This is a genomic window from Halomonas caseinilytica, assembly GCF_001662305.1.
GTDB lineage: Bacteria > Pseudomonadota > Gammaproteobacteria > Pseudomonadales > Halomonadaceae > Halomonas > Halomonas caseinilytica.
On the sequence record NZ_BDEP01000016.1, the window covers coordinates 207,382 to 228,199 of the forward strand.

General features: G+C 64.5%; 13 protein-coding genes, 3 tRNA genes and 1 pseudogene. 14 read left to right on the forward strand and 3 right to left on the reverse strand.

Features of this window, described 5'->3' with window-relative positions; genetic code table 11:
- Positions 1-31: 31 nt before the first annotated feature.
- Positions 32-2,617 (reverse strand): DNA mismatch repair protein MutS, encoded by a 2,586-nt coding sequence (mutS, locus tag A9O65_RS10960; protein WP_064702129.1) that lies wholly within the window; start codon positions 2,615-2,617, stop codon positions 32-34.
- A gap of 162 nt (positions 2,618-2,779) precedes the next feature.
- On the opposite strand from mutS, the gene A9O65_RS10965 reads away from it, so the two are divergent.
- From A9O65_RS10965 to A9O65_RS11005, 9 genes are all read left to right on the forward strand, one after another.
- Entirely contained in the window at positions 2,780-3,295 is a 516-nt protein-coding gene (locus tag A9O65_RS10965) for a CinA family protein (RefSeq protein ID WP_064699599.1), read from the forward strand.
- A 120-nt stretch (positions 3,296-3,415) separates the two neighbouring features.
- Complete coding sequence (recA, locus tag A9O65_RS10970; protein ID WP_064699598.1) at positions 3,416-4,492, forward strand: recombinase RecA; 1,077 nt, start codon at positions 3,416-3,418, stop codon at positions 4,490-4,492.
- 3 nt (positions 4,493-4,495) lie between these two features.
- On the forward strand, positions 4,496-4,960 hold the full coding sequence (locus A9O65_RS10975; RefSeq protein ID WP_064699597.1) for a regulatory protein RecX: 465 nt from the start codon (positions 4,496-4,498) through the stop codon (positions 4,958-4,960).
- 289 nt (positions 4,961-5,249) lie between these two features.
- A complete protein-coding gene (alaS, locus tag A9O65_RS10980) occupies positions 5,250-7,856 on the forward strand; it encodes an alanine--tRNA ligase (RefSeq protein ID WP_064702130.1) in 2,607 nt (868 codons plus the stop codon).
- Positions 7,857-7,954: 98 nt separating this feature from the next.
- Positions 7,955-9,205, forward strand: coding sequence for an aspartate kinase (locus A9O65_RS10985; protein WP_064699595.1), 1,251 nt, complete (start codon positions 7,955-7,957; stop codon positions 9,203-9,205).
- Positions 9,206-9,406: 201 nt separating this feature from the next.
- A complete protein-coding gene (csrA, locus tag A9O65_RS10990; protein WP_064699594.1) occupies positions 9,407-9,604 on the forward strand; it encodes a carbon storage regulator CsrA in 198 nt (65 codons plus the stop codon).
- 103 nt (positions 9,605-9,707) lie between these two features.
- Positions 9,708-9,800, forward strand: a tRNA-Ser gene (locus tag A9O65_RS10995).
- A gap of 21 nt (positions 9,801-9,821) precedes the next feature.
- Positions 9,822-9,898, forward strand: a tRNA-Arg gene (locus A9O65_RS11000).
- Positions 9,899-9,978: 80 nt separating this feature from the next.
- Positions 9,979-10,055, forward strand: a tRNA-Arg gene (locus A9O65_RS11005).
- A gap of 207 nt (positions 10,056-10,262) precedes the next feature.
- Here A9O65_RS11005 and A9O65_RS11010 read toward each other — a convergent pair.
- Complete coding sequence (locus A9O65_RS11010) at positions 10,263-11,243, reverse strand: LysR family transcriptional regulator (protein ID WP_064699593.1); 981 nt, start codon at positions 11,241-11,243, stop codon at positions 10,263-10,265.
- Between the two features lie 248 nt (positions 11,244-11,491).
- Here A9O65_RS11010 and A9O65_RS11015 point away from each other — a divergent pair, with 248 nt between their 5' ends.
- Both A9O65_RS11015 and A9O65_RS11020 read left to right on the forward strand, forming a co-directional pair.
- The gene (locus A9O65_RS11015) at positions 11,492-12,676 is read left to right on the forward strand and encodes an efflux RND transporter periplasmic adaptor subunit (protein WP_437438253.1); all 1,185 of its coding nucleotides are present in this window, start codon (positions 11,492-11,494) and stop codon (positions 12,674-12,676) included.
- A 178-nt stretch (positions 12,677-12,854) separates the two neighbouring features.
- A pseudogene (locus tag A9O65_RS11020) lies at positions 12,855-16,021 on the forward strand (efflux RND transporter permease subunit).
- A 99-nt stretch (positions 16,022-16,120) separates the two neighbouring features.
- On the opposite strand, the gene A9O65_RS11025 reads toward A9O65_RS11020, so the two are convergent.
- Positions 16,121-17,080: a tRNA dihydrouridine synthase gene (locus A9O65_RS11025; RefSeq protein ID WP_064702197.1), complete on the reverse strand. Its 960-nt coding sequence runs from the start codon at positions 17,078-17,080 to the stop codon at positions 16,121-16,123.
- Positions 17,081-17,239: 159 nt separating this feature from the next.
- On the opposite strand from A9O65_RS11025, the gene A9O65_RS11030 reads away from it, so the two are divergent.
- The 3 genes from A9O65_RS11030 (at position 17,240) to A9O65_RS11040 (ending at position 20,714) form a co-directional block, all read left to right on the forward strand.
- Complete coding sequence (locus A9O65_RS11030) at positions 17,240-17,491, forward strand: OadG family protein (RefSeq protein ID WP_064699589.1); 252 nt, start codon at positions 17,240-17,242, stop codon at positions 17,489-17,491.
- A gap of 75 nt (positions 17,492-17,566) precedes the next feature.
- Complete coding sequence (gene oadA, locus A9O65_RS11035; RefSeq protein ID WP_064702132.1) at positions 17,567-19,378, forward strand: sodium-extruding oxaloacetate decarboxylase subunit alpha; 1,812 nt, start codon at positions 17,567-17,569, stop codon at positions 19,376-19,378.
- A gap of 10 nt (positions 19,379-19,388) precedes the next feature.
- A complete protein-coding gene (locus tag A9O65_RS11040; RefSeq protein WP_064699587.1) occupies positions 19,389-20,714 on the forward strand; it encodes a sodium ion-translocating decarboxylase subunit beta in 1,326 nt (441 codons plus the stop codon).
- The last annotated feature ends 104 nt before the right edge of the window (positions 20,715-20,818 follow it).

Sequence of the window (20,818 nt, forward strand, 5' to 3'; positions counted from 1 at the left end):
TAGTCGGGCCGCCACGCTGACCGCAAGGCGGCTAGAGCCTTTCCTTCCAGTGATACAGCCATTCCAGTGCCTGACGCGGTGTCATGTCGTCCAGCCCCAGGTTGCCGAGGCTTTCCACCATGGGATGCGGGGCACTGGCAAAGAGATCGGCCTGTTGAGGGGCACTGTTCGAGGCAGCGTCCTCGCCCGAGGGCTGGGGGCGCTGGCCCTGATCGATCTCCTGCTGCTCGAGGCTGGCAAGCTTTTCCCGCGCACGAGCGATTACGCTGTGAGGCACGCCGGCGAGCTGGGCGACCTGCAGGCCGTAGCTCTGGCTGGCCGGGCCATCCTCGACCCGGTGCATGAAGACGATGCCGTCCTTGTGCTCCGTGGCGGTCAGGTGGACATTGGCCACGCCTACTGCCTGTTCAGCCAGCGCCGTCATCTCGAAGTAGTGGGTGGCGAACAGCGTGAATGCACGGCTACGGGTCAGTTGTTCGGCACTGGCCCAGGCCAGCGACAACCCATCGAAAGTGCTGGTGCCGCGCCCGATCTCGTCCATCAGTACCAGGCTATGATCGGTGGCATTATGCAGGATGTTGGCGGTCTCGGTCATTTCCACCATGAAGGTGGAGCGCCCGCCGGCCAGGTCGTCCGAGGAGCCGATGCGCGTGAAGATGCGATCCACGGGGCCGATCGAGGCGGCATCGGCGGGCACGAAGCTTCCGGTGTGGGCAAGCAGGGTGATCAGGGCGGCCTGGCGCATGTAGGTCGACTTGCCGCCCATGTTGGGACCGGTAATCACCAGCATGCGCCGTTCATCGTCCATGTTCAGGTCATTGGGCACGAAAGGGGCGTCGCTGACCTGTTCCACCACCGGGTGGCGGCCGCCGCGAATGGTGAACCCTGCCGTTTCGGGCAGTTCGGGGCGCACGAAGTCCAGCGCCCGAGCGCGTTCGGCCAGGGTGGCGAGCACGTCCAGCGCCGCCAGGGCCTGGCCGGTGGCCTGGAGCGTGGCGAGCTCGGCGTTGAGGTCGTCGAGCAGGCCGTCGTAGAGCAGCTTCTCGCGGGCCAGTGCGCGGGACTTGGCCGATAGTGCCTTGTCCTCGAATTCCTTGAGCTCGGGAATGATGAAGCGTTCGGCGTTCTTCAGCGTCTGGCGGCGAATGTAGTCCACCGGCGCCTCCCGGGCCTGGGCCCGGGGAATCTCGATATAGTAGCCGTGGACCCGGTTGTAGCCGACCTTGAGGCCGGTCAGGCCGGTGCGTTCGCGCTCCCGGGTTTCCAGCTCGATCAGGTAGTCGCCGGCGTGTTCGGCCAGGCCGCGATGCTCGTCGAGCTCGGCATCGAATCCCTCGGCGATCACGCCGCCGTCACGGATCACCACCGGCGGATTTTCCACCAGGGCTCGGCTCAGCGTATCGGCCAGTGTCGGGTAGGGGTGGATGCGCCGCTTGAGGTCGTCCAGGGCGGTGCCTTCCTCGAAGCGGGCAAGCTCCGTTTCGAGCTCGGGCAGGGCGTTCAGGGCGTCGCGCAGCCTGGCGAGATCCCGGGGGCGGGCGCTGTAGAGGGCGACCCGGGCCAGAATGCGTTCCACATCGCCGATTGCCTTGAGGGCCTCGCGGGGGGCGACGAAGCCATCGCCGTCGAGCAGGGCGGCAACCGCGGCCTGGCGGCCCGACACCTGGGCGCGATCGCGCAATGGCCGGTTGAGCCAGCGCTTGAGCAGGCGCGAGCCCATGGCGGTGGAGGTGGTATCGAGCACACTGGCCAGGGTGTTGTCGGTGCCGCCGCCAAGGTTGACGCCGATCTCCAGATTGCGGCGGCTGGCGGCATCGATCACCACGGCGTCGTCGCGGCTTTCCACGCCGATGGCGGTGACGTGGGGCAGTTGCGAGCGCTGGGTGTCGCGGGCGTAGTCGATCAGCACGCCGGCGGCGGTGATGGCGGATTCCAGGTGTGCACAGCCGAAGCCTCTCAAGTCCTGGACGGCGAACTGGTCGCACAGGGTGCGGGTGGCGCTTTCCAGGTCGAACAGCCAGTCGTTCTGCCGGCGAAGGCCTTGATGTGCCTCCAGGCCGGGCGGCAGGATCAGGCTTTCGGACACCAGCAGCTCGGCCGGATCCAGGCGTGTCAGCTCGGCCAGGGCTTCGGTCTCGTCTTCGACCTCGAGCACGCTGAAGCGACCGCTGGAGAGCTCCAGCCAGGCCAGCCCCCAGCGTTCGCCGGCGGCGTGCAGCGCGACCACCAGGTTATCGCGACGGGCATCGAGCAGTGCCTCGTCGTACAGGGTGCCCGGGGTGACGATGCGCACGACCTTGCGCTCCACCGGCCCCTTGGTGGTATTCGGGTCGCCCATCTGCTCGCAGATGGCCACCGACTCACCGGCAGCGACCAGTCGCGCCAGATAGCCCTCGGCGCTGTGATAGGGCACCCCGGCCATGGGAATCGGCTTGCCCGCCGACTGGCCACGCTGGGTCAGGGTGATATCAAGCAGGGCGGCGGCTCGCTTGGCATCATCGAAGAACAGCTCGTAGAAATCGCCCATCCGGTAGAAGAGCAGCACGTCTGGATGCTCGCGCTTGATCTTCAGGTACTGAGCCATCATCGGAGTATGTTGAGCGCTGGCCTGTGACATGGGCTTCCTTGGCTTGCCGGTGGTGATGGAGCGAAGAACGACAGCGGAATCATGGCGACGCACACGTCATGCATGTCGCGGACAAAGCCAGTATTCTACGCTCAAGGACGTTCGGCGTCAGGAGCGCCGTCGCTCAGTTACCAGCGGCCTGGAGGACATGCCATGGCGGTACATGCCGAAAGCTCGGAGCCCCTTGATCCGGCAAGGCTTGCCGAATACCTGGGACGCCTGTGCCGGGAACGGGGCATCGTGGTCAGTACCGCGGAGTCCTGTACCGGCGGTGGCGTGGCCAGCGCCATCACCGGGGTCGCCGGAAGCTCCGATTACTTCGAAACCGGTTACGTCACCTATGCCAATACCGCCAAGACGCGCCTGCTCGGGGTTCCCGAGACCGTGCTGGCCGAACATGGTGCGGTCAGTCGGCAGGTGGTCGAGGCCATGGTAGCCGGGGCCTGCGCCGAGAGCGGGGCCGACCTGGCCGTGGCCGTCAGTGGTGTCGCCGGCCCCGGAGGCGGCACCGACGGCAAGCCGGTGGGGACCGTCTGGCTGGCCTGGGGGAATGGATGGCAGCGCGATGCCGAGTGCCGACACTTCGCCGGCGACCGCGATGCCGTGCGCGAGGCGGCGGTGCGTGAAGCGCTGGTAGGCCTGATACGCTGGCTGACGCCGCATGGGTAGCGGACCTTCGGGGCTGGCCGAGCGGCGCTTTTTTCGTCATACTACTGTGCAATCATACAGTGAAGAGGGTGTGGTCATCGGCCATCCCTCCATCATTCGCTATCGCTTAGGAGGCCTGTCATGGCTCAGGACGAAAACCGTTCCAAGGCGCTGAACGCCGCGCTATCCCAGATCGAGCGACAGTTCGGCAAGGGAACCGTGATGCGGCTGGGTGACACGCCGCGTGTGGCGATGCCAGCGGTTTCCACCGGCTCGTTGGGTCTGGATATCGCCCTGGGCATCGGTGGCCTTCCTTATGGTCGTGTGGTGGAAGTCTTCGGCCCTGAATCCTCGGGCAAGACGACCCTGACGCTCGCGGTCATCGCCGAGGCGCAGAAACAGGGCAAGACCTGTGCCTTCATCGATGCCGAACACGCGCTCGATCCCAGCTATGCCGAGAAGCTCGGCGTCAATCTGGATGACCTGCTGGTCTCCCAGCCCGATACCGGCGAGCAGGCGCTGGAAATCTGCGACATGCTGGTGCGCTCGGGAGGGGTCGATGTGATCATCATCGACTCGGTGGCGGCCCTGACGCCGCGTGCCGAGATCGAGGGCGAGATGGGCGACTCCCACGTCGGCCTGCAGGCTCGCCTGATGTCCCAGGCCCTGCGCAAGGTGACCGGCCACATGAAGAACGCCAACTGCATGGTGGTGTTCATCAACCAGATTCGCATGAAGATCGGCGTGATGTTCGGCAGCCCCGAAACCACTACCGGTGGCAACGCCCTGAAGTTCTACTCCAGCGTGCGTCTGGACATTCGGCGCACCGGCTCGGTGAAGCAGGGCGACGAGGTCGTCGGCAACGAGACGCGGGTCAAGGTGGTCAAGAACAAGGTGTCGCCGCCATTCCGCCAGGCCGAGTTCCAGATCCTCTATGGCAAGGGCATTTACCATGCCGGCGAGGTGGTCGACCTGGGGGTTCAGTGTGGCCTGGTCAACAAGGCGGGGGCCTGGTACAGCTATCAGGGCAACAAGATCGGCCAGGGCAAGGCCAACGCGGCTCAGTTCCTCGAGGACAATCCGGAGATGATGGAGGAGATCGAAAGTCAGATTCGCGCCCAGTTGCTGGCGACGCCGGAACCTCGCGAGGAAGAGGGCGAAGCCGAGGCCGAGGCCCCGATCGGTGAAGGCGGCGAGCGTGAGGACGGCCTGCTCTAAACGATGCGCGAGACGGCCGAGAGCACACCCCGGGAAGACGCCATCCGCCTGTTGGCGAGGCGGGAGTATGCTCGACGCGAGCTGCGCGAACGCCTGACCGCGAAAGGGCATGCCGGCGAGGACGTCGATGCCTGCCTGCTAGAACTCGAAGAGCAAGGCCTGCAATCGGACGCGCGCTTTGCCGAAAGCTTCCTGCGTGCCCGGGTCGCCCGTGGGCAGGGGCCAATCAAGTTGCGCGCCGAACTCGAACGCCGGGGCATCGACGATGATACCGCGCGCCAGGCCTTTGCCGAGCTGGCGTCCGAGGTCGACTGGTTCCAGCTGGCCGGCGACGTGCTGTCGCGCCGCTTTCCGGGGCCGGGCGAGACGCCGCGGGAGCGGGCTCGGCGAGAGCGTTTCCTTGCGGGCAGAGGATTCGATTTCGAGCAGCTTCGCCACGCTCTGGCGCATGCCTGGGACGAAAACTGAGATCGCCCCGAGGCAGCCCCGCCCCTCCTGCCCTGTCGTTGTTTGATCTCTGCGCTATAATGGCTCCCTTTGCGGAGGAAGCGCTGCCGCAATGCCTGCTTGGCTCGCGGCGTTTCGATCCCTGTGCGATGGCCGCCAGCTCGATCGGAGGCGCCGAACGGGTATCGGCCTCGGTGCGAGCGCCGAATGACACGGCAAGACGCGCGCAGGCATTCGATCAGTGCTTCCCAGTGCCCCGGGCGGCGAGCCCTGTCCGGAGGGCCTCCATGCTCATCGTCACGGATATTTCATGAAAAGTGCAGACATCAGACAGGCCTTTCTGAGCTACTTCGAGGAGCGTGGGCACTCCATCGTCCCGTCGAGCTCCCTGGTACCGGACAACGACCCCACCCTGCTGTTCACCAACGCCGGCATGGTGCCGTTCAAGGATGTCTTCCTGGGACGCGATCCACGCCCCTACGTGCGTGCCACCTCGGCCCAGCGCTGCGTGCGCGCCGGTGGCAAGCACAACGACCTGGACAACGTCGGCTACACCGCGCGGCACCATACCTTCTTCGAGATGCTGGGCAACTTCAGCTTCGGGGACTACTTCAAGCGCGATGCCATTCACTTCGCCTGGAACTTTCTCACCGAGGTGCTCGGTCTGCCCAGGGAGAAGCTCTGGGTCACCGTCCATGTCAGCGATGACGAGGCCGAGCGTATCTGGAAGGACGAGGTCGGCATCGATCCCGAGCGCTTCTCCCGGCTCGACGAGGACAACTTCTGGCAGATGGGCGATACCGGCCCCTGCGGGCCGAGTTCCGAAGTCTTCTACGACCATGGCTCCGAGGTGTGGGGCGGCCCTCCCGGGAGTCCCGAGGAGGATGGCGATCGCTACATCGAGGTCTGGAACCTGGTGTTCATGCAGTACGATCGCGATGCCGCCGGCAACATGAACCCGCTGCCCAAGCCGTCCATCGATACCGGCATGGGGCTGGAGCGCATCGCCGCGGTCATGCAGGGCGTGCATTCGAACTACGAGATCGATCTGTTCCAGAATCTGCTGGCCGCTGCCGCCGAGGCGACGGGGCATGACGACACCACGGCGCCTTCGCTGCGCGTGATCGCCGATCATATCCGCTCCTGTGCCTTCCTGGTGGCCGATGGCGTGCTGCCCTCCAACGAAGGGCGCGGTTATGTGCTGCGGCGCATCATCCGGCGTGCCGTGCGCCATGGCCACAAGCTCGGTGCCCAGGGCTGCTTCTTCTACAAGCTGGTGGCGGCGCTGGACGCCGAGATGGGCGAGGCTTATCCCGAGCTGCGCGAGGCCCGGGGGCAGATCGAGCGCGTTCTGCTCAAGGAAGAGGAGCAGTTTGCGCGGACCCTGGAGCATGGCATGGGCCTGCTCGGTGAGGCGCTGGATGCGCTCGAGGGGGACACGCTGCCCGGGGAGACGGTGTTCAAGCTCTACGACACCTATGGTTTTCCCTATGACCTGACCGCCGATGTCTGCCGCGAGCGTGGCGTCTCGCTCGACGAGGCCGGTTTCGAGCGCGAGCTGGAGGCCCAGCGTCAGCGCGCCCGGGCGGCAAGTCAGTTCGGCGTCGACTATGGCGCGGCGCTGGAGCTCGAGGGTCAGACCGACTTCACCGGCTATGATCGACTCGAGGATCGCGCCACTGTGGTTGCGCTCGTCGACGAGCAGGGCAATGCCCTGGCACGGCTCGAGGCCGAGCAGCGGGGCGTGGTGGTGCTCGATCGCACACCCTTCTACGGGGAGTCCGGCGGGCAGGTCGGCGATACCGGCTATCTCGAGCTCGAGGGCGGGCGCTTCCTGGTCGAGGACACCCAGAAACAGGCCGGGCACCATCTGCATCGGGGGCGCCTGCTGGAAGGCGGACTCGAGGTCGGCGCCAGCGTGACGCCGCGTGTCGACCCGAGCCTGCGTGCCGCAACGGTGCGCAATCACTCGGCCACTCACCTGCTGCACCAGGCGTTGCGGATGGTGCTGGGCGAACATGTCCAGCAGAAGGGCTCGCTGGTGACCCCGGAGCGACTGCGTTTCGATTTCAGCCACGCCGAGCCGATGACCGCCGAGCAGCTTGCCGAGGTCGAGCGCCTGGTCAATGAACAGGTGCTGGCCAACGCGCCGACCCGCATCGAGCACATGACGCTCGACGAGGCCAAGGAAAAGGGAGCCGCGGCGTTGTTCGAGGCCAAGTATGCGGACAGCGTGCGGGTGTTGACCATCGGCGCCGACGACTTCTCCATCGAGTTGTGCGGCGGCACGCACGTGGCACGCAGCGGCGACATCGGTTGTTGTCATATCGTCGCCGAGACCGGCATCGCCAGTGGCGTGCGCCGCATCGAGGCGATCACCGGGGAGGGCGCCCTGGCCTACTTCCGCGACCAGGAAGCGCGTCTGTCCCGCATCGCTGAACGCCTCAAGGCCAAGCCCGAGCAGGTCGAGGAGCGCGTGACATCGCTGGTCGAGCGCAACCGCGACCTGGAGAAGGAACTCGAGCGCCTCAAGGCCAAGCTGGCCAGCGCCGCGGGTAGCGACATGCTCGGTGAAGCCCGCGAGGTCAAGGGCGTCAAGGTGCTGGCCAAGCGCCTCGAGGGCGTTTCCGGCAAGGAGCTGCGCGGTCTGCTCGATCAGCTCAAGAACAAGCTGGGCTCGGGCATCGTGGTGCTCGGCGTGGGTGACGAACAGGCCGGCAAGGTCAGCTTGATCGCCGGGGTCACCGACGACCTGACCGGACAGGTCAAGGCCGGTGAGCTGGTCAATCACGTGGCGTCCCAGGTCGGCGGCAAGGGCGGAGGTCGCCCCGACATGGCCCAGGCCGGTGGCCGTGATGTCCCGGCCCTGCTCGGTGCGCTGGAGAGCGTGCCCGTATGGGTCGAGTCCAAGCTCTGACGCTCATCGGGGCCGAAGGCGTGATGCCTTCGGCCCTCGGTTTATAAGGACAACCGTTTTCATTCGAACGTTAACCCGGATACGAGGGACAACGATAAATGGCACTATACGTACAGAAGTTCGGCGGCACCTCGGTGGGCTCCGTGGAGCGCATCAAGGCCGTGGCCGAGAAGGTCAAGGGCTTCCGTGACGAGGGGCACCAGGTGGTGGTCGTGGTTTCCGCGATGAGCGGCGAGACCAATCGACTGATCGGCCTGGCCAACGAGATCAACGACGAGCCGACACCGCGCGAGATGGACATGCTGGTGTCCACCGGCGAGCAGGTGACCATCTCGCTGCTGGCCATGGCGCTGCATAAGCTCGGCGTACCGGCGACCTCCTATACCGGTTCCCAGGTCGGCATCATGACCGACAGCGCCCACACCAAGGCGCGCATCCAGCGCATCGAGACCGAGGACATGCGCCAGGACCTGGACGATGGCCAGGTCGCCGTAGTGGCCGGCTTCCAGGGTGTCGACGAGGAAGGCAACATCACCACCCTCGGTCGCGGTGGCTCCGATACCACCGGCGTGGCCCTGGCCGCGGCGCTGGGCGCTGACGAGTGCCAGATCTACACCGATGTCGACGGCGTCTACACCACCGACCCGCGGGTCTGTGCCCGGGCGCAGCGCCTGGACACCATCACCGTGGAGGAGATGCTGGAACTGGCGAGCCTGGGCTCCAAGGTCCTGCAGATCCGCGCCGTCGAGTTCGCCGGCAAATACAATGTTCCGCTGCGCGTGCTGTCCAGTTTCGAGGGCGGCCCCGGCACCCTGATCGTCGCAGACTCCGACAATGACGAGGACTCCATGGAAGAACCGCTGATCTCCGGTATCGCCTTTACCGCCAACGAAGCCAAGCTGACCCTGCTCAACACGCCGGATGTGCCCGGTGTCGCCTCGAAGATTCTGGGGCCGATCGCCGATGCCAACATCGAGATCGACATGATCGTGCAGAACGTGGCACCGGCCGGTGATTACACCGATTTCACCTTCACCGTGGCCAAGAGCGACTACAAGCAGACCCTGCGCATCCTCGAGGATCAGGTGCTGCCGGCACTGGGCGAGGGCGAGGTCAAGGGCGATGACAACATCGCGAAGGTGTCGCTGGTCGGTGTCGGCATGCGCTCCCATGCCGGCGTGGCATCCAAGATGTTCCGCGTGTTGTCCGAGGAGAACATCAATATCCGCATGGTTTCCACATCCGAGATCAAGATCTCCGTGGTGATCGACGAGAAGCATATGGAACTGGCGGTTCGCGCCCTGCACACGGCCTTCGGACTCGACAAGGCCGATATCGAAAGCGAATAACGGCGCCCAGGTTCTCCGACAGCTTCTACGCTGGTAGGGAGTCCATGACACTGAAGTGAAACGGGCTTCCCTTCAACGTGGTGTTTCGGTGTCATGGTCGTTGCTATTGGCTCGGGGGCGACATCGTGCCATGGTGTCACGCGCCGTCGTCCCCGTAAGTGGCAGCATCCCGTAGCCAGAAGTCTGAAAAGGAGATCAGTCATGCTCATCCTGACCCGCCGTGTCGGCGAAACCCTGATGATCGGTGACGATATCACCGTCACCGTTCTCGGGGTAAAGGGCAACCAGGTCCGTATTGGCGTCAATGCCCCCAAGGACGTCGCCGTGCATCGTGAGGAGATCTATCAGCGTATTCAGCGCGAGAAATCCGACGACGATATCGACGACGAGACGTCATGAGACTCGTTACCGGCGTGGCTACACGCCGGTAGGCAAGAGAAAAATCCTTCGAGTGCTGGACAATGGCCTTTTAAATCGGTAGGATGCGCACCGTGCCGATGAGGGAGAGGTGGCCGAGTGGCTGAAGGCGCTCCCCTGCTAAGGGAGTAAGGGGTTAATAGCCCCTTCGAGGGTTCGAATCCCTCCCTCTCCGCCATGTTCGGCACGGTGAAGGTAAGCGCCCGTAGCTCAGCTGGATAGAGTACCTGACTACGAATCAGGCGGTCGGAGGTTCGAATCCTCCCGGGCGCGCCACTTTCCCTACAGACGAGTCCTCACTTGTCGACCCTAGGGGGATTCACCGTCAATTTCAACGAGTCAGCTCGTTGCGCAATGCGCCCGTAGCTCAGCTGGATAGAGTACCTGACTACGAATCAGGCGGTCGGAGGTTCGAATCCTCCCGGGCGCGCCAGATCCCGACCCGTCCTCCATGAGAGGGCGGGTTTTCGTTTTTTGGCAAGCTTGCCACTAGCTGGACCGCTTTCCCTGGAGGGATGAGTCCTGCGATCGTTCGAGGCGCCGTTGCTATGCAACGAGCGCCTCTTTTTTTGGTCATTCCTTTTTGGCCACCTTTTTTTGGTCATTCCTTTTTGGCCACCTTTTTTTGGTCATGCTCCGATTACGCCGTTTCGTCCGCGGTGGCGGGGCGGGGCGAGTGCTCGGGTGGCCTGGCGGGCGACATCCATGGGGTGGGAGAGGCCATGTGGGTGAGGCTCGTGCGTTCCACGACGAAGTCGACGAAGGTGCGTACCTTCGGCGAGATCAGGCGCCCTCCCGGGAAGACGGCATTGAACTCGACTTCCGGGCCTTCCCATTCCGGCAGGATGCGTTTCAGTTGGTGACCATCCGGCCCCAGGCAAGCGACGGCTTCACTGGTCAGCATCAGGCCCGAGCCGTCGAGCAACAGCCCCCGCAACACGAAGGGATCATTGGCGACGGTGACGGGGTCCAGCTCGACTTCCTGCTGTTGGGCGCCCCGGTGCAACTGCCAGAAGTAACGCTGACCACGCTGGTCGGTGCTCTTGGCCAGTGCGGGATGAAGCTTCAGGTCGGCCGGCTCTTTCGGCTCGCCGTGGCGCGCGATATAGCGGTTGCTGGCATAGATGAAGGAGCGGTATCGCGCCAGGGGGCGAGCGACCAGGCTGGAATCTGGCAGCGGGCCGATGCGCAGTGCAACGTCGATCTGCTGGGCGACCAGGTCGAGCCGTTCGTTGGAGAGTACCAGGTCGATCTTCACTTCCGGGTAGAGGGCGCGGAAATCCCGCAAGAGCGAGGAGGTGAAGTCGGTGCACATGGTGAAGGGAGCGGTGACTCGCAGCCAGCCGCGAGGGTTGCCTTCGAGCCGTTGCACGGCGCTCTCCGCCTCGCCCAGATCCTGGACGATACGATGGCAATAATCGTAATAGACGCCGCCGGCCTCGGTCAGGCTCAGTCGGCGGGTGGTGCGATTCAGCAAGCGCGCGCCCAGGCGTAACTCCAGTGCCTGAATCTTGCGGCTCACGGTGGTCTTGGGGATGCTCAGCAGTTTGGATGCTGCAGTGAAGCTGCCTTGTTCCACGACCTTGGCGAAGATCAAGGCATCGTTGAGATCTTGCTGCATCGTCATCGTCCTGTATGGGTCAGCGCACTGTCCCGGAGGTGGGACAGTATTTCCCTGATCCCCCGGCTAATCAATCCTTCCCTCAAGCTCTATGGTGATGCGCTGCATCGCATGCCGGCGTGTCGATTTTCCATCGTCCCGTGCGATTAGTAGGCATCTACGACATGTCATCCGCCATGATCTGGCGGTTGTCGGCAATCCATTCGCCGTCACGAGTTGACCGAGGGGCTACCATGAACGTCCACAAGATGTTCCCGCCGTCGTTGCGTCCGCGTCCTTTCATGGCGATCGCCGTCTGGATGGGGCTCACCTTGCTGGTTGGTTGCGACAGCCAGGCCGACAGTGCTGCTCAGCCGGAGCCACCACCTCCTCAGGTTAGCGTGGCCGAGGTCGTGGTCAAGGACGTGAATTTCTGGGATGAATTCACGGGGCGCATCAATGCGGTGGACGAGGTGGAGCTGCGCCCGAGAGTCGCGGGGTATCTCGATGAGATTCATTACGTCGAGGGCCAGACCGTGGAGAAGGGCGATGTGCTGTTCACCATCGATCCACGTCCTTATCAGGCCGATCTGGCGCGGGCCGAGGCCGAGCTTGAGCGTGCCCGTGCCCGAGCCGAGCTGGCTCGCAGCGAGGCCGCCCGGGCCGAGACCCTGGCCAAGTCCCGCTCGATTTCCCGCGAAGAGCTGGATCAACGCCGGGCTTCCGCCGCCCAGGTCGAGGCCGAGATCCTGGCCGCCCGGGCCGAGGTGGAAAGGGCGCGCCTGAACGTGGACTTCACCGAGGTTCGCGCGCCCATCTCGGGGCGCACGGGGCAAGCCTTGGTGACCGCCGGCAACCTGGTATCGGATGCCACCTTGCTGGCGACCATCGTGTCGCTGGACAAGGTTCATGTGCATTTCCACAGCGACGAGCAGACCTTCCTGAACTACGACGAACTGGCCCGTTCCGGTGAACGCTCGAGTTCACGCGAGTCGCGAACGCCGGTCCGGGTCGGGCTGGCCAATGACGCCGGCTATCCGTATCGGGGCGAGGTGGACTTCGTGGATAACCGGCTGGATGCCGCGACCGGTACCATGCTGGTCCGTGCTGTGCTGGACAACAGCGAGGGGCGCTTCACGCCCGGCATGTTCGCCCGGGTGCAGTTGCGCGGAGGCAGTGCCGAGGATGCCATCCTGATCGACGACAAGGCGGTATTGACCGATCAAGACCGCAAGTATGTCTACGTCGTCGACGATGAGGGAGTCGCACAGCGCAAGGACGTTCAGCCAGGCCGCATGGTCGATGGCCTCAGAGTGATCCAGACGGGACTGGCGCCAGCAGATCGCGTGGTAGTGCGGGGCGCGCATCGTATCTTCTTTCCTGGCATGCAGGTAGCAGCGGAAAGCGTCGACATGGAAGGCGCCTCCGCGCCTGCCGATCTGGCCGCTCACTAGGCTGCGTACGGCAACGGCCTGGTCCTTGGCCGTCGAGGCTTCACACAGCGCCTAGTCGCTTCATCAATCGATCTGCTTTCGCGATGGCCTTCCGGGTGCCGGAGGTCGATCGAGCTTCATCACCGATCTTTGCAATGGGGTGGGCGCCAGGCGTCTGGCCCGAGGGGGAAGTGTTGCCATGGATTTCGCGAAGTTCTTCGTCGACCGTCCGATCTTTGCCGCGGTACTGTCGATTCTCATCTTTGCCGCCGGGGTGATCACCATACCGCTGATGCCGGTCAGCGAATATCCGGATGTGGTGCCGCCTTCGGTGGTGGTGCGAACGGCCTACCCCGGCGCCAATCCCAAGGTCATTGCCGAGACGGTGGCGACGCCGCTGGAAGAATCGATCAACGGTGTCGAGGACATGATGTATCTCAAGTCGGTGGCCGGTTCCGATGGCGTGCTGCAGATGACCGTGACCTTTCGTCCCGGCACCGACCCGGATGACGCGGCCGTCAAGGTGCAGAACCGGGTCAGCCAGGCGCTGGCGCGGCTACCCGAGGACGTGCGCCGTCAGGGCGTGACCACGCAGAAGCAGTCGCCGACCTTCTTGATGGTCGTGCACCTGACTTCGCCGGATGGCCGCTACGATACGCTTTACCTGCGCAATTACGCACGCCTCCACGTCAAGGATGCGCTGTCGCGGATTCAGGGCGTCGGAGAGGCGCAGATCTTCGGGGGGGCGATTACGCCATGCGGGCCTGGCTCGATCCGGACAAGATCGCGGCGCGCGGGCTGACCGCTGGCGACGTGGTGCAAGCGATACGTGAGCAGAACGTCCAGGTCTCGGCCGGTCAGCTTGGCGCCGAGCCCATGCCTGACAGTGACTTCCTGACCCTGATCAATGCCCGGGGGCGGCTGACCACCGAGCAGGAATTCGGCGACATCGTGCTCAAGAGCAGTGACGACGGCGAGCTCGTGCAGTTGTCCGATGTCGCCAGGCTGGAGTTGGGCGCCGGCGACTACACCCTGCGCTCACAACTGGATGGCAAGGACGCGGTCGCCATCGGCGTCTTTCAGGCGCCGGGCGCGAATGCCCTGGAAATCCAGGAACAGGTCATCGATACCATGGATGAACGGGCCCAGTGGTTTCCGGAAGGCGTCGAGTACGAGGCGGTGTACGACACCACCATCTTCGTGCGCGATTCGATCGAGTCGGTGATCAAGACGCTGCTCGAGGCGGTATTGCTGGTGGTGCTGGTCGTCACGCTCTTCCTGTAGACTTGGCGCGCCTCGATCATTCCCCTGATTGCGGTGCCGGTCTCCGTGGTGGGGACCTTTGCCGTGCTTTACCTGCTGGGGTTCTCGATCAATACCTTGACCTTGTTCGGCCTGGTGCTGGCGATCGGCATCGTGGTCGACGACGCCATCGTGGTGGTCGAGAACGTCGAGCGCAACATCGGGGAAGGCCTGGCCCCGCTTGCCGCCGCGCACCAGGCGATGAGGGAAGTCTCGGGGCCGATCATCGCCATCGGCCTGGTGCTATGTGCGGTATTTGTGCCGATGGCGTTCCTGTCCGGTGTCACCGGGCAGTTCTATCGACAATTCGCGGCGACCATCGCCATCTCCACGGTCATCTCCACGATCAACTCCTTGACCCTGTCGCCGGCACTGGCGGCGATGCTGCTCAAGCCGCACGGCGCTTCCAGGGATCGCCTGACGCGCTTGATCGATCTGGCATTCGGCTGGGTGTTTCGTCCGTTCAATCGCTTCTTCGGCAGCAGCTCGGAAAAATACCAGGGGGCGGTGTCTCGTTCGTTGCATCGGCGGGGCGGCGTGTTTGCGATCTATGTCCTGTTGCTGGTGGCGACAGGAATGATGTTCCAGGCGGTTCCGCCGGGCTTCATTCCTACTCAGGACAAGCAGTACCTGATTGCCGGCGTCAAACTGCCGGAGGGCGCTTCTCTATCGCGTACCGATGAGCTGCTGAGCCAGGTCGGTGAGATGGCCATGGAAAGCGAGGAGGTGACGCACTCGATCGCCTTTCCGGGGCTCAATGCCTTGCAGTTCACCAATACGCCCAACAGCGGCGTGGTGTTCCTGACCTTGTCACCGTTCGAGGAACGCAGCCGCTCGGCCGCCGAGATCAATGCCGAGGTCAACCAGAAGATCGCCGGCCTGCAGGACGGCTTCACCTTCTCGTTCATGCCGCCGCCGATCCTGGGGCTGGGCAACGGCAATGGCTGGCAGATGTTCGTCGAAGACCGTGCCGGCCTGGGGTATGGGGCCTTGCAGGAGGCGGTGACGAATTTCCAGGGGGCGATTTCGCAGACCGATGGCATGGGGTTCCCGATCACCAGTTACCAGGCCAACGTGCCCCAGCTGGATGCCGAGGTCGACCGGATCAAGGCCAAATCCCAGGGCGTTCCGCTGACGGCGTTGTTCGATACCTTGCAGACGTACCTTGGCTCGACCTACGTCAATGACTTCAACCAGTTCGGTCGTACCTGGCAGGTGATCGCTCAGGCCGATGCCTCCTTCCGCGACAGTGCTGACGACATCGCCAACCTGCGTACTCGCAACGATCAAGGCGAGATGGTGCCGATCGGCTCGATGGTGACGGTCGACCAGACCTTCGGGCCAGATCCGGTGCTGCGTTACAACGGCTATCCTGCCGCCGACCTGGCCGGCGAGGCGGACCCTCGCGTGCTTTCCTCGACACAGGCGATGGAGGCGCTCGAGGAACTTGCCGCCGAGGTATTGCCCAACGGCATGGACATCGAGTGGACGGACTTGAGTTATCAGCAGGCCACGCAAGGCAATGCCGCGCTGGTGGTATTCCCGTTGTCGGTGATGCTGGTGTTCCTGGTGCTGGCCGCACTCTACGAAAGCTGGACCCTGCCGTTGGCCGTGATCCTGATCGTGCCGATGTGCATGCTGTCGGCGCTGCTTGGCGTATGGTTCATGAAAGGCGACAACAACATCTTCGTTCAGGTGGGCCTGGTGGTGTTGATCGGCCTGGCATGCAAGAACGCCATCCTGATCGTTGAGTTTGCCCGGGAGCTGGAGCGCCAGGGGCGCGGTATCGTCGAGGCCGCCCTGGAAGCCTGTCGTCTGCGCCTGCGCCCGATCATCATGACCTCGATCACCTTCACCGCCGCGGTGGTACCGCTGATGCTGGCCAGTGGTGCGGGTGCCGAGGTGCGCCAGGCTCTCGGCGTGGCCGTGTTCGCCGGCATGCTGGGCGTGACGCTGTTCGGGCTGTTTCTGACGCCGGTATTCTATGTGGCATTGCGCAAGCTGGTGACTCGCGGCGAGCGCGTACCGCTGCCGACGGCCGGTCATGAAGGGGGGAAGGGCTGAAGCGTCGAAGAGGGCGTGCCTGAGGTCGGACGCGTCCTGTCGGCAACCTGAGAGGCGCGGGCCATCGGCTCGCGCCTCGTTGGCTTCGGGGCTGCCCGTTCATGCCGTCAGAGCTGGCGCCTCTGGCGTCATCGATGCCCGCAATCCCGCCAGGAAATCCTCCAGTTCGGTGACCCGCCGCAGGGCCTGGAAGCAGCGTGCTGCCTCGGAGTCCCGCCCGCGCATGTGGTTCATCCACTGCTTTAGTCGAGCCACCACCACCTTCTGTGGAAGTATGTTACGCTGCGTTGCAGCATAATCGAGCAGCGTCTCCGCCTTGGTGGGCCAGCCGGTGGAGGGACGCCGTTCCCCGGTGGCCTGCCAGTGGCGGATGCGGGGCGCCAGGCCGGGGTCGGCCAGAGCGCCGCGGCCGAGCATGACATCGGGGCATCCCGAGAGGGTTCGGGCCTTCCAGTAATCCTCGAGGGTCCAGATGTCGCCGTTTGCCACCACGGGGATCGACAGGTGCTGGCGGATGCGTCCGATCCATTCCCAGTGCGCTGGGGGGCGATAGCCCTCGTTGCGGGTACGGGCGTGGACCACCAGTTGGCGCGCACCGCCGTCCTCGGCGGCACGGGCACAGTCCAAGGCCAGGCGGCGGTCGGCGAATCCCAGGCGGATCTTGGCCGTCACCGGAAGCGTGTCGCCCACGGCACCGTGAACGGCGGCGACGGCGGTGCGCAGGCGGTGAGGGTCGCGCAACATGGAGGCACCCCCGTCGTGGCGGTTGACCAGCTTGGCGGGGCAGCCGAAGTTGAGGTCGAGGCTCGTCGCGCCGAGCGACAACGCCTGACGCGCATTGGCCGCCAGGGCGGCAGGGTCCGAGCCGAGCAACTGCAGATGCACGGGGATGCCGCTGGGGGTACGGGGATCTCCGCTGGCCAGTTCGGGGCAGTGGCGCAGGAAGACGCGCGGCGGCAGTCGTGTGTCCACCACGCGCACGAATTCGGTCACCGTCCAGTCGATGCCTGCGGAGCGGGTCAGCAGATCTCGCGTCGCGGCATCGATGACCCCTTCCATCGGGGCTAGGCCGATGCGGCCTGAATGTAGTAAATTAACAACGTCGACTTCCACCATGGCGTCATTGTAATCCATCGCGAGGGTGGCAGGTTATAGCCTCAGCATCCATGCGCTCGTCATCGGCAAGCGAGGTGGCGGCGCAAACGAGGAGTAGACCGCATGCAGGATACACAGTTATTGAACGAAGGCTTTGCCCTGATGGGGCTCGGCATGGGGTTCGTCTTCGTCTTCCTGACCGTTCTGGTGATCACCACGACCCTGATGTCCCGGATCATCGGACGTTATTTCCCCGAACCGGCGCCGGCGAATGCTCCTTCGGTCTCCGGGCGGCACGCGCCGGCCCGCGACGACGATGTCATGGCCGCGATCAGCGCCGCCGTGCACCGCCATCGTCGCCGTCATCGCCGCTGACCAACAACGCGCCGCTGGCGGTTCGCGCTTCGCTTCATGACGACACATTTCGGTTACAACGATAAGGAAACCCGCATGACTGAGAACGTCCGTCCGCTCGGCATCACCGACGTGGTGCTGCGCGATGCCCACCAGTCGCTGTTCGCCACGCGCCTGCGCCTGGACGACATGCTGCCCATTGCCGAGAAGCTCGATCGTGTCGGCTTCTGGTCGCTGGAGTCCTGGGGTGGCGCTACCTTCGACGCCTGTATCCGCTATCTCGGCGAAGATCCGTGGGAGCGGATACGGGCGTTGAAAGAGGCCATGCCCAACACGCCTCAGCAGATGCTGTTGCGGGGCCAGAATCTGCTGGGTTACCGGCATTATGCCGATGATGTGGTCGATCGTTTCGTCGAGCGGGCCAAAACCAACGGGGTCGACGTCTTCCGCGTCTTCGACGCCATGAACGACCCGCGCAACCTGGAACGCGCCATCCGCGCGGTGCGCGCCAACGAAGGGCATGCTCAGGGCACCATCTCCTATACCGTGAGTCCGGTCCATACCATGGAGAGTTGGGTGGAACTGGCGCGTTCCATCGCCGACATGGGCGCCGATTCCCTGGCGATCAAGGACATGGCCGGCCTGCTCACGCCTTACGATGCCTTCGAACTGGTGTCGCGCCTGAAGAAGGCGCTGGACATTCCCATCCACTTGCACAGTCACGCCACCACCGGCATGTCCACGGCCACGGCGCTCAAGGCCGTGGAAGCGGGGGTCGACAACGTCGATACCGCCATTTCCTCGATGTCGATGACCTACGGCCACAGTCCGACCGAATCGCTGGTGGCCATCCTCAAGGGCACCGAGCGCGACACCGGGCTCGACCTCGAACTGCTCGAGGACATTGCCGGCTATTTCCGCGAGGTGCGCAAGAAGTACGCCGCCTTCGAGGGCGCGCTCAAGGGCATCGACTCGCGGATTCTGGTGGCGCAGGTGCCGGGTGGCATGCTCACCAACATGGAGGGCCAGCTCAAGGAGCAGGGCGCTGGCGACAAGCTCGACGACGTCCTGGCCGAGATCCCTCGGGTTCGCGAGGACCTGGGTTACATTCCCCTGGTGACGCCGACCTCGCAGATCGTCGGCACCCAGGCGGTGATGAACGTGATGATGGGCGAACGCTACAAGTCCATCTCCAAGGAAGTGCAGGCCCTGCTCAAGGGCGAGTACGGTGCCGCTCCCGCGGACTTCGACGACGCGCTTCAGTCACGCGTCCTCGATGGTACGCAGCCCATCACCGAGCGTCCGGCGGATCGCCTGTCACCGGAAATGGATCGTCTCGCCGAGGAATTGGCGAACAAGGCCGACGAGGACGGTATTCGCCTGGCCGAGGACGAGCGGCGGATCGACGATGTGCTGACCTATGCGCTCTTCCCGCAGATCGGTCTGAAATTCCTCGCCAATCGCGATGATCCCGAGGCCTTCGAGCCGGCGCCCCAGGCACCGGAGGATGAGGCCGCCTCGACGACCAGGCCGCCGGCGAAGGCTCAGGTGCCGGCCGCCGAGTCGACCGGTCCCGAGACCTATACCGTCAAGGTCAATGGCAAGGCGTACGTGGTCGAGGTCGCCGAGGGCGGTGAGATCGATCGGGTGCAGGAGCAGGGCAGCAGCCCGGCGCCTTCCGAGCCGGCCGCTTCGTCGGGCGAGGCCATCACGGCGCCCCTGGCGGGCAATATCTTCAAGGTCAACGTCAAGCCGGGAGACAGCGTTGCCGAGGGCGATGTGGTGATCATTCTCGAGGCCATGAAGATGGAGACCGAAGTGCGTGCCGCCAGTGCCGGTACGGTGTCGGAGGTCAAGGTCAGCGAGGGTGACAGCGTGGCCGTGGGCGACGAGCTGATCGTTCTCTAAGGATGGACTCATGACAGACAAGCTATTGACCCTGTGGCATGGCTCCGGGCTCTACAACCTGGACTGGGGCCAGGCCGTGATGATCCTGGTCGGGCTGGGGCTGCTCTACCTGGCGATCAACAAGAAGTTCGAGCCGTTGTTGCTGGTGCCGATCGGCTTTGGCGGCATCCTGGCCAACATTCCCGAGGCAGGGCTGGCCCTGTCGGCCGCCGAGCAGGCCGCCCATCAGGCCGGCCCCGAGGTGCTCGAGCGCCTGGCCTCGGCACTCAAGGTGACGCTGGACCCGGCCGCCGGGATCGAGGGCGCGCGACATCTGGTGAGCGAGGCGCTGCATGGCGATACCTCGCCGGCCCTGGTGAGGGCGGCGAATGACGCGGCGGCCGGTGCCGGCTACGCCCCCGGCATGCTTCATCAGTTCTACAGCGTGGCCATTGCCTCCGGCGTGGCGCCACTGGTGATCTTCATGGGTGTCGGCGCCATGACCGATTTCGGTCCGCTGCTGGCCAACCCGCGCACCCTCTTCCTGGGGGCCGCCGCGCAGTTCGGCATCTTTGCCACTCTGCTCGGTGCGGTGGGTCTCTCGGCAATGGGCGTGATGGATTTCTCGCTCAAGCAGGCCGCTGCCATCGGCATCATCGGCGGTGCCGACGGGCCGACCTCGATCTATGTTTCGAGCCTGCTGGCGCCGGAGTTGCTGGGCGCCATCGCCGTGGCGTCCTATTCCTACATGGCACTGGTCCCGCTGATCCAGCCGCCGATCATGCGCGCGCTGACCTCGAGTCGCGAGCGCGAGATCACCATGACCCAGCTGCGGCCGGTCTCCAAGCTGGAGAAGATCGTCTTTCCGCTGGCGCTGTTGATCCTGGTCGTGCTCTTCCTGCCCGATGCCGCGCCGCTGCTGGGGATGTTCTGCTTTGGCAACCTGATGCGTGAGTGCGGCGTGGTGGAGCGGCTCTCCGATACCGCCCAGAATGCCCTGATCAACACCGTGACCATCTTCCTCGGGCTTTCGGTGGGTTCCAAGCTGATGGCGGATCGTTTCCTGGCGCTGGAGACGCTGGGTATCCTCGGTCTGGGCATGGTGGCCTTTGCCATCGGTACCGCCTGCGGCATCCTCATGGCCAAGCTGCTCAACCTGGTCAGCAAGCAGTCGATCAATCCGCTGATCGGCTCCGCCGGGGTCTCGGCGGTGCCCATGGCCGCGCGGGTGTCCAACAAGGTGGGGCTGGAGTCCAATCCTCACAACTTCCTGTTGATGCACGCCATGGGGCCCAACGTGGCTGGCGTCATCGGCTCGGCCGTGGCCGCCGGGGTGATGATCAAGTACCTTGGTTGATTCCACCGCCTCTCCTTTTCCACCACCTCTCCATCGCTTGCGATGACGATACGGCGCCCATCGGGCGCCGTATCGCGTTCCGGCTCGCCATCGTCCTGTCATCT

Bases quoted from the DNA above. Each gene is read 5' to 3' on its own strand.
- A9O65_RS10965 (WP_064699599.1), top strand. From the start codon at position 2,780: ATGGCGGTACATGCCGAAAGCTCGGAGCCCCTTGATCCGGCAAGGCTT.
- alaS (WP_064702130.1), top strand. From the start codon at position 5,250: ATGAAAAGTGCAGACATCAGACAGGCCTTTCTGAGCTACTTCGAGGAG.
- mutS (WP_064702129.1), bottom strand. From the start codon at position 2,617: ATGTCACAGGCCAGCGCTCAACATACTCCGATGATGGCTCAGTACCTG.
- A9O65_RS11010 (WP_064699593.1), bottom strand. From the start codon at position 11,243: ATGCAGCAAGATCTCAACGATGCCTTGATCTTCGCCAAGGTCGTGGAA.
- A9O65_RS11025 (WP_064702197.1), bottom strand. From the start codon at position 17,080: ATGGAAGGGGTCATCGATGCCGCGACGCGAGATCTGCTGACCCGCTCC.
- A9O65_RS10975 (WP_064699597.1), top strand. From the start codon at position 4,496: ATGCGCGAGACGGCCGAGAGCACACCCCGGGAAGACGCCATCCGCCTG.
- oadA (WP_064702132.1), top strand. From the start codon at position 17,567: ATGACTGAGAACGTCCGTCCGCTCGGCATCACCGACGTGGTGCTGCGC.
- recA (WP_064699598.1), top strand. From the start codon at position 3,416: ATGGCTCAGGACGAAAACCGTTCCAAGGCGCTGAACGCCGCGCTATCC.
- A9O65_RS11040 (WP_064699587.1), top strand. From the start codon at position 19,389: ATGACAGACAAGCTATTGACCCTGTGGCATGGCTCCGGGCTCTACAAC.
- A9O65_RS11015 (WP_437438253.1), top strand. From the start codon at position 11,492: ATGTTCCCGCCGTCGTTGCGTCCGCGTCCTTTCATGGCGATCGCCGTC.
- A9O65_RS11030 (WP_064699589.1), top strand. From the start codon at position 17,240: ATGCAGGATACACAGTTATTGAACGAAGGCTTTGCCCTGATGGGGCTC.
- A9O65_RS10985 (WP_064699595.1), top strand. From the start codon at position 7,955: ATGGCACTATACGTACAGAAGTTCGGCGGCACCTCGGTGGGCTCCGTG.
- csrA (WP_064699594.1), top strand. From the start codon at position 9,407: ATGCTCATCCTGACCCGCCGTGTCGGCGAAACCCTGATGATCGGTGAC.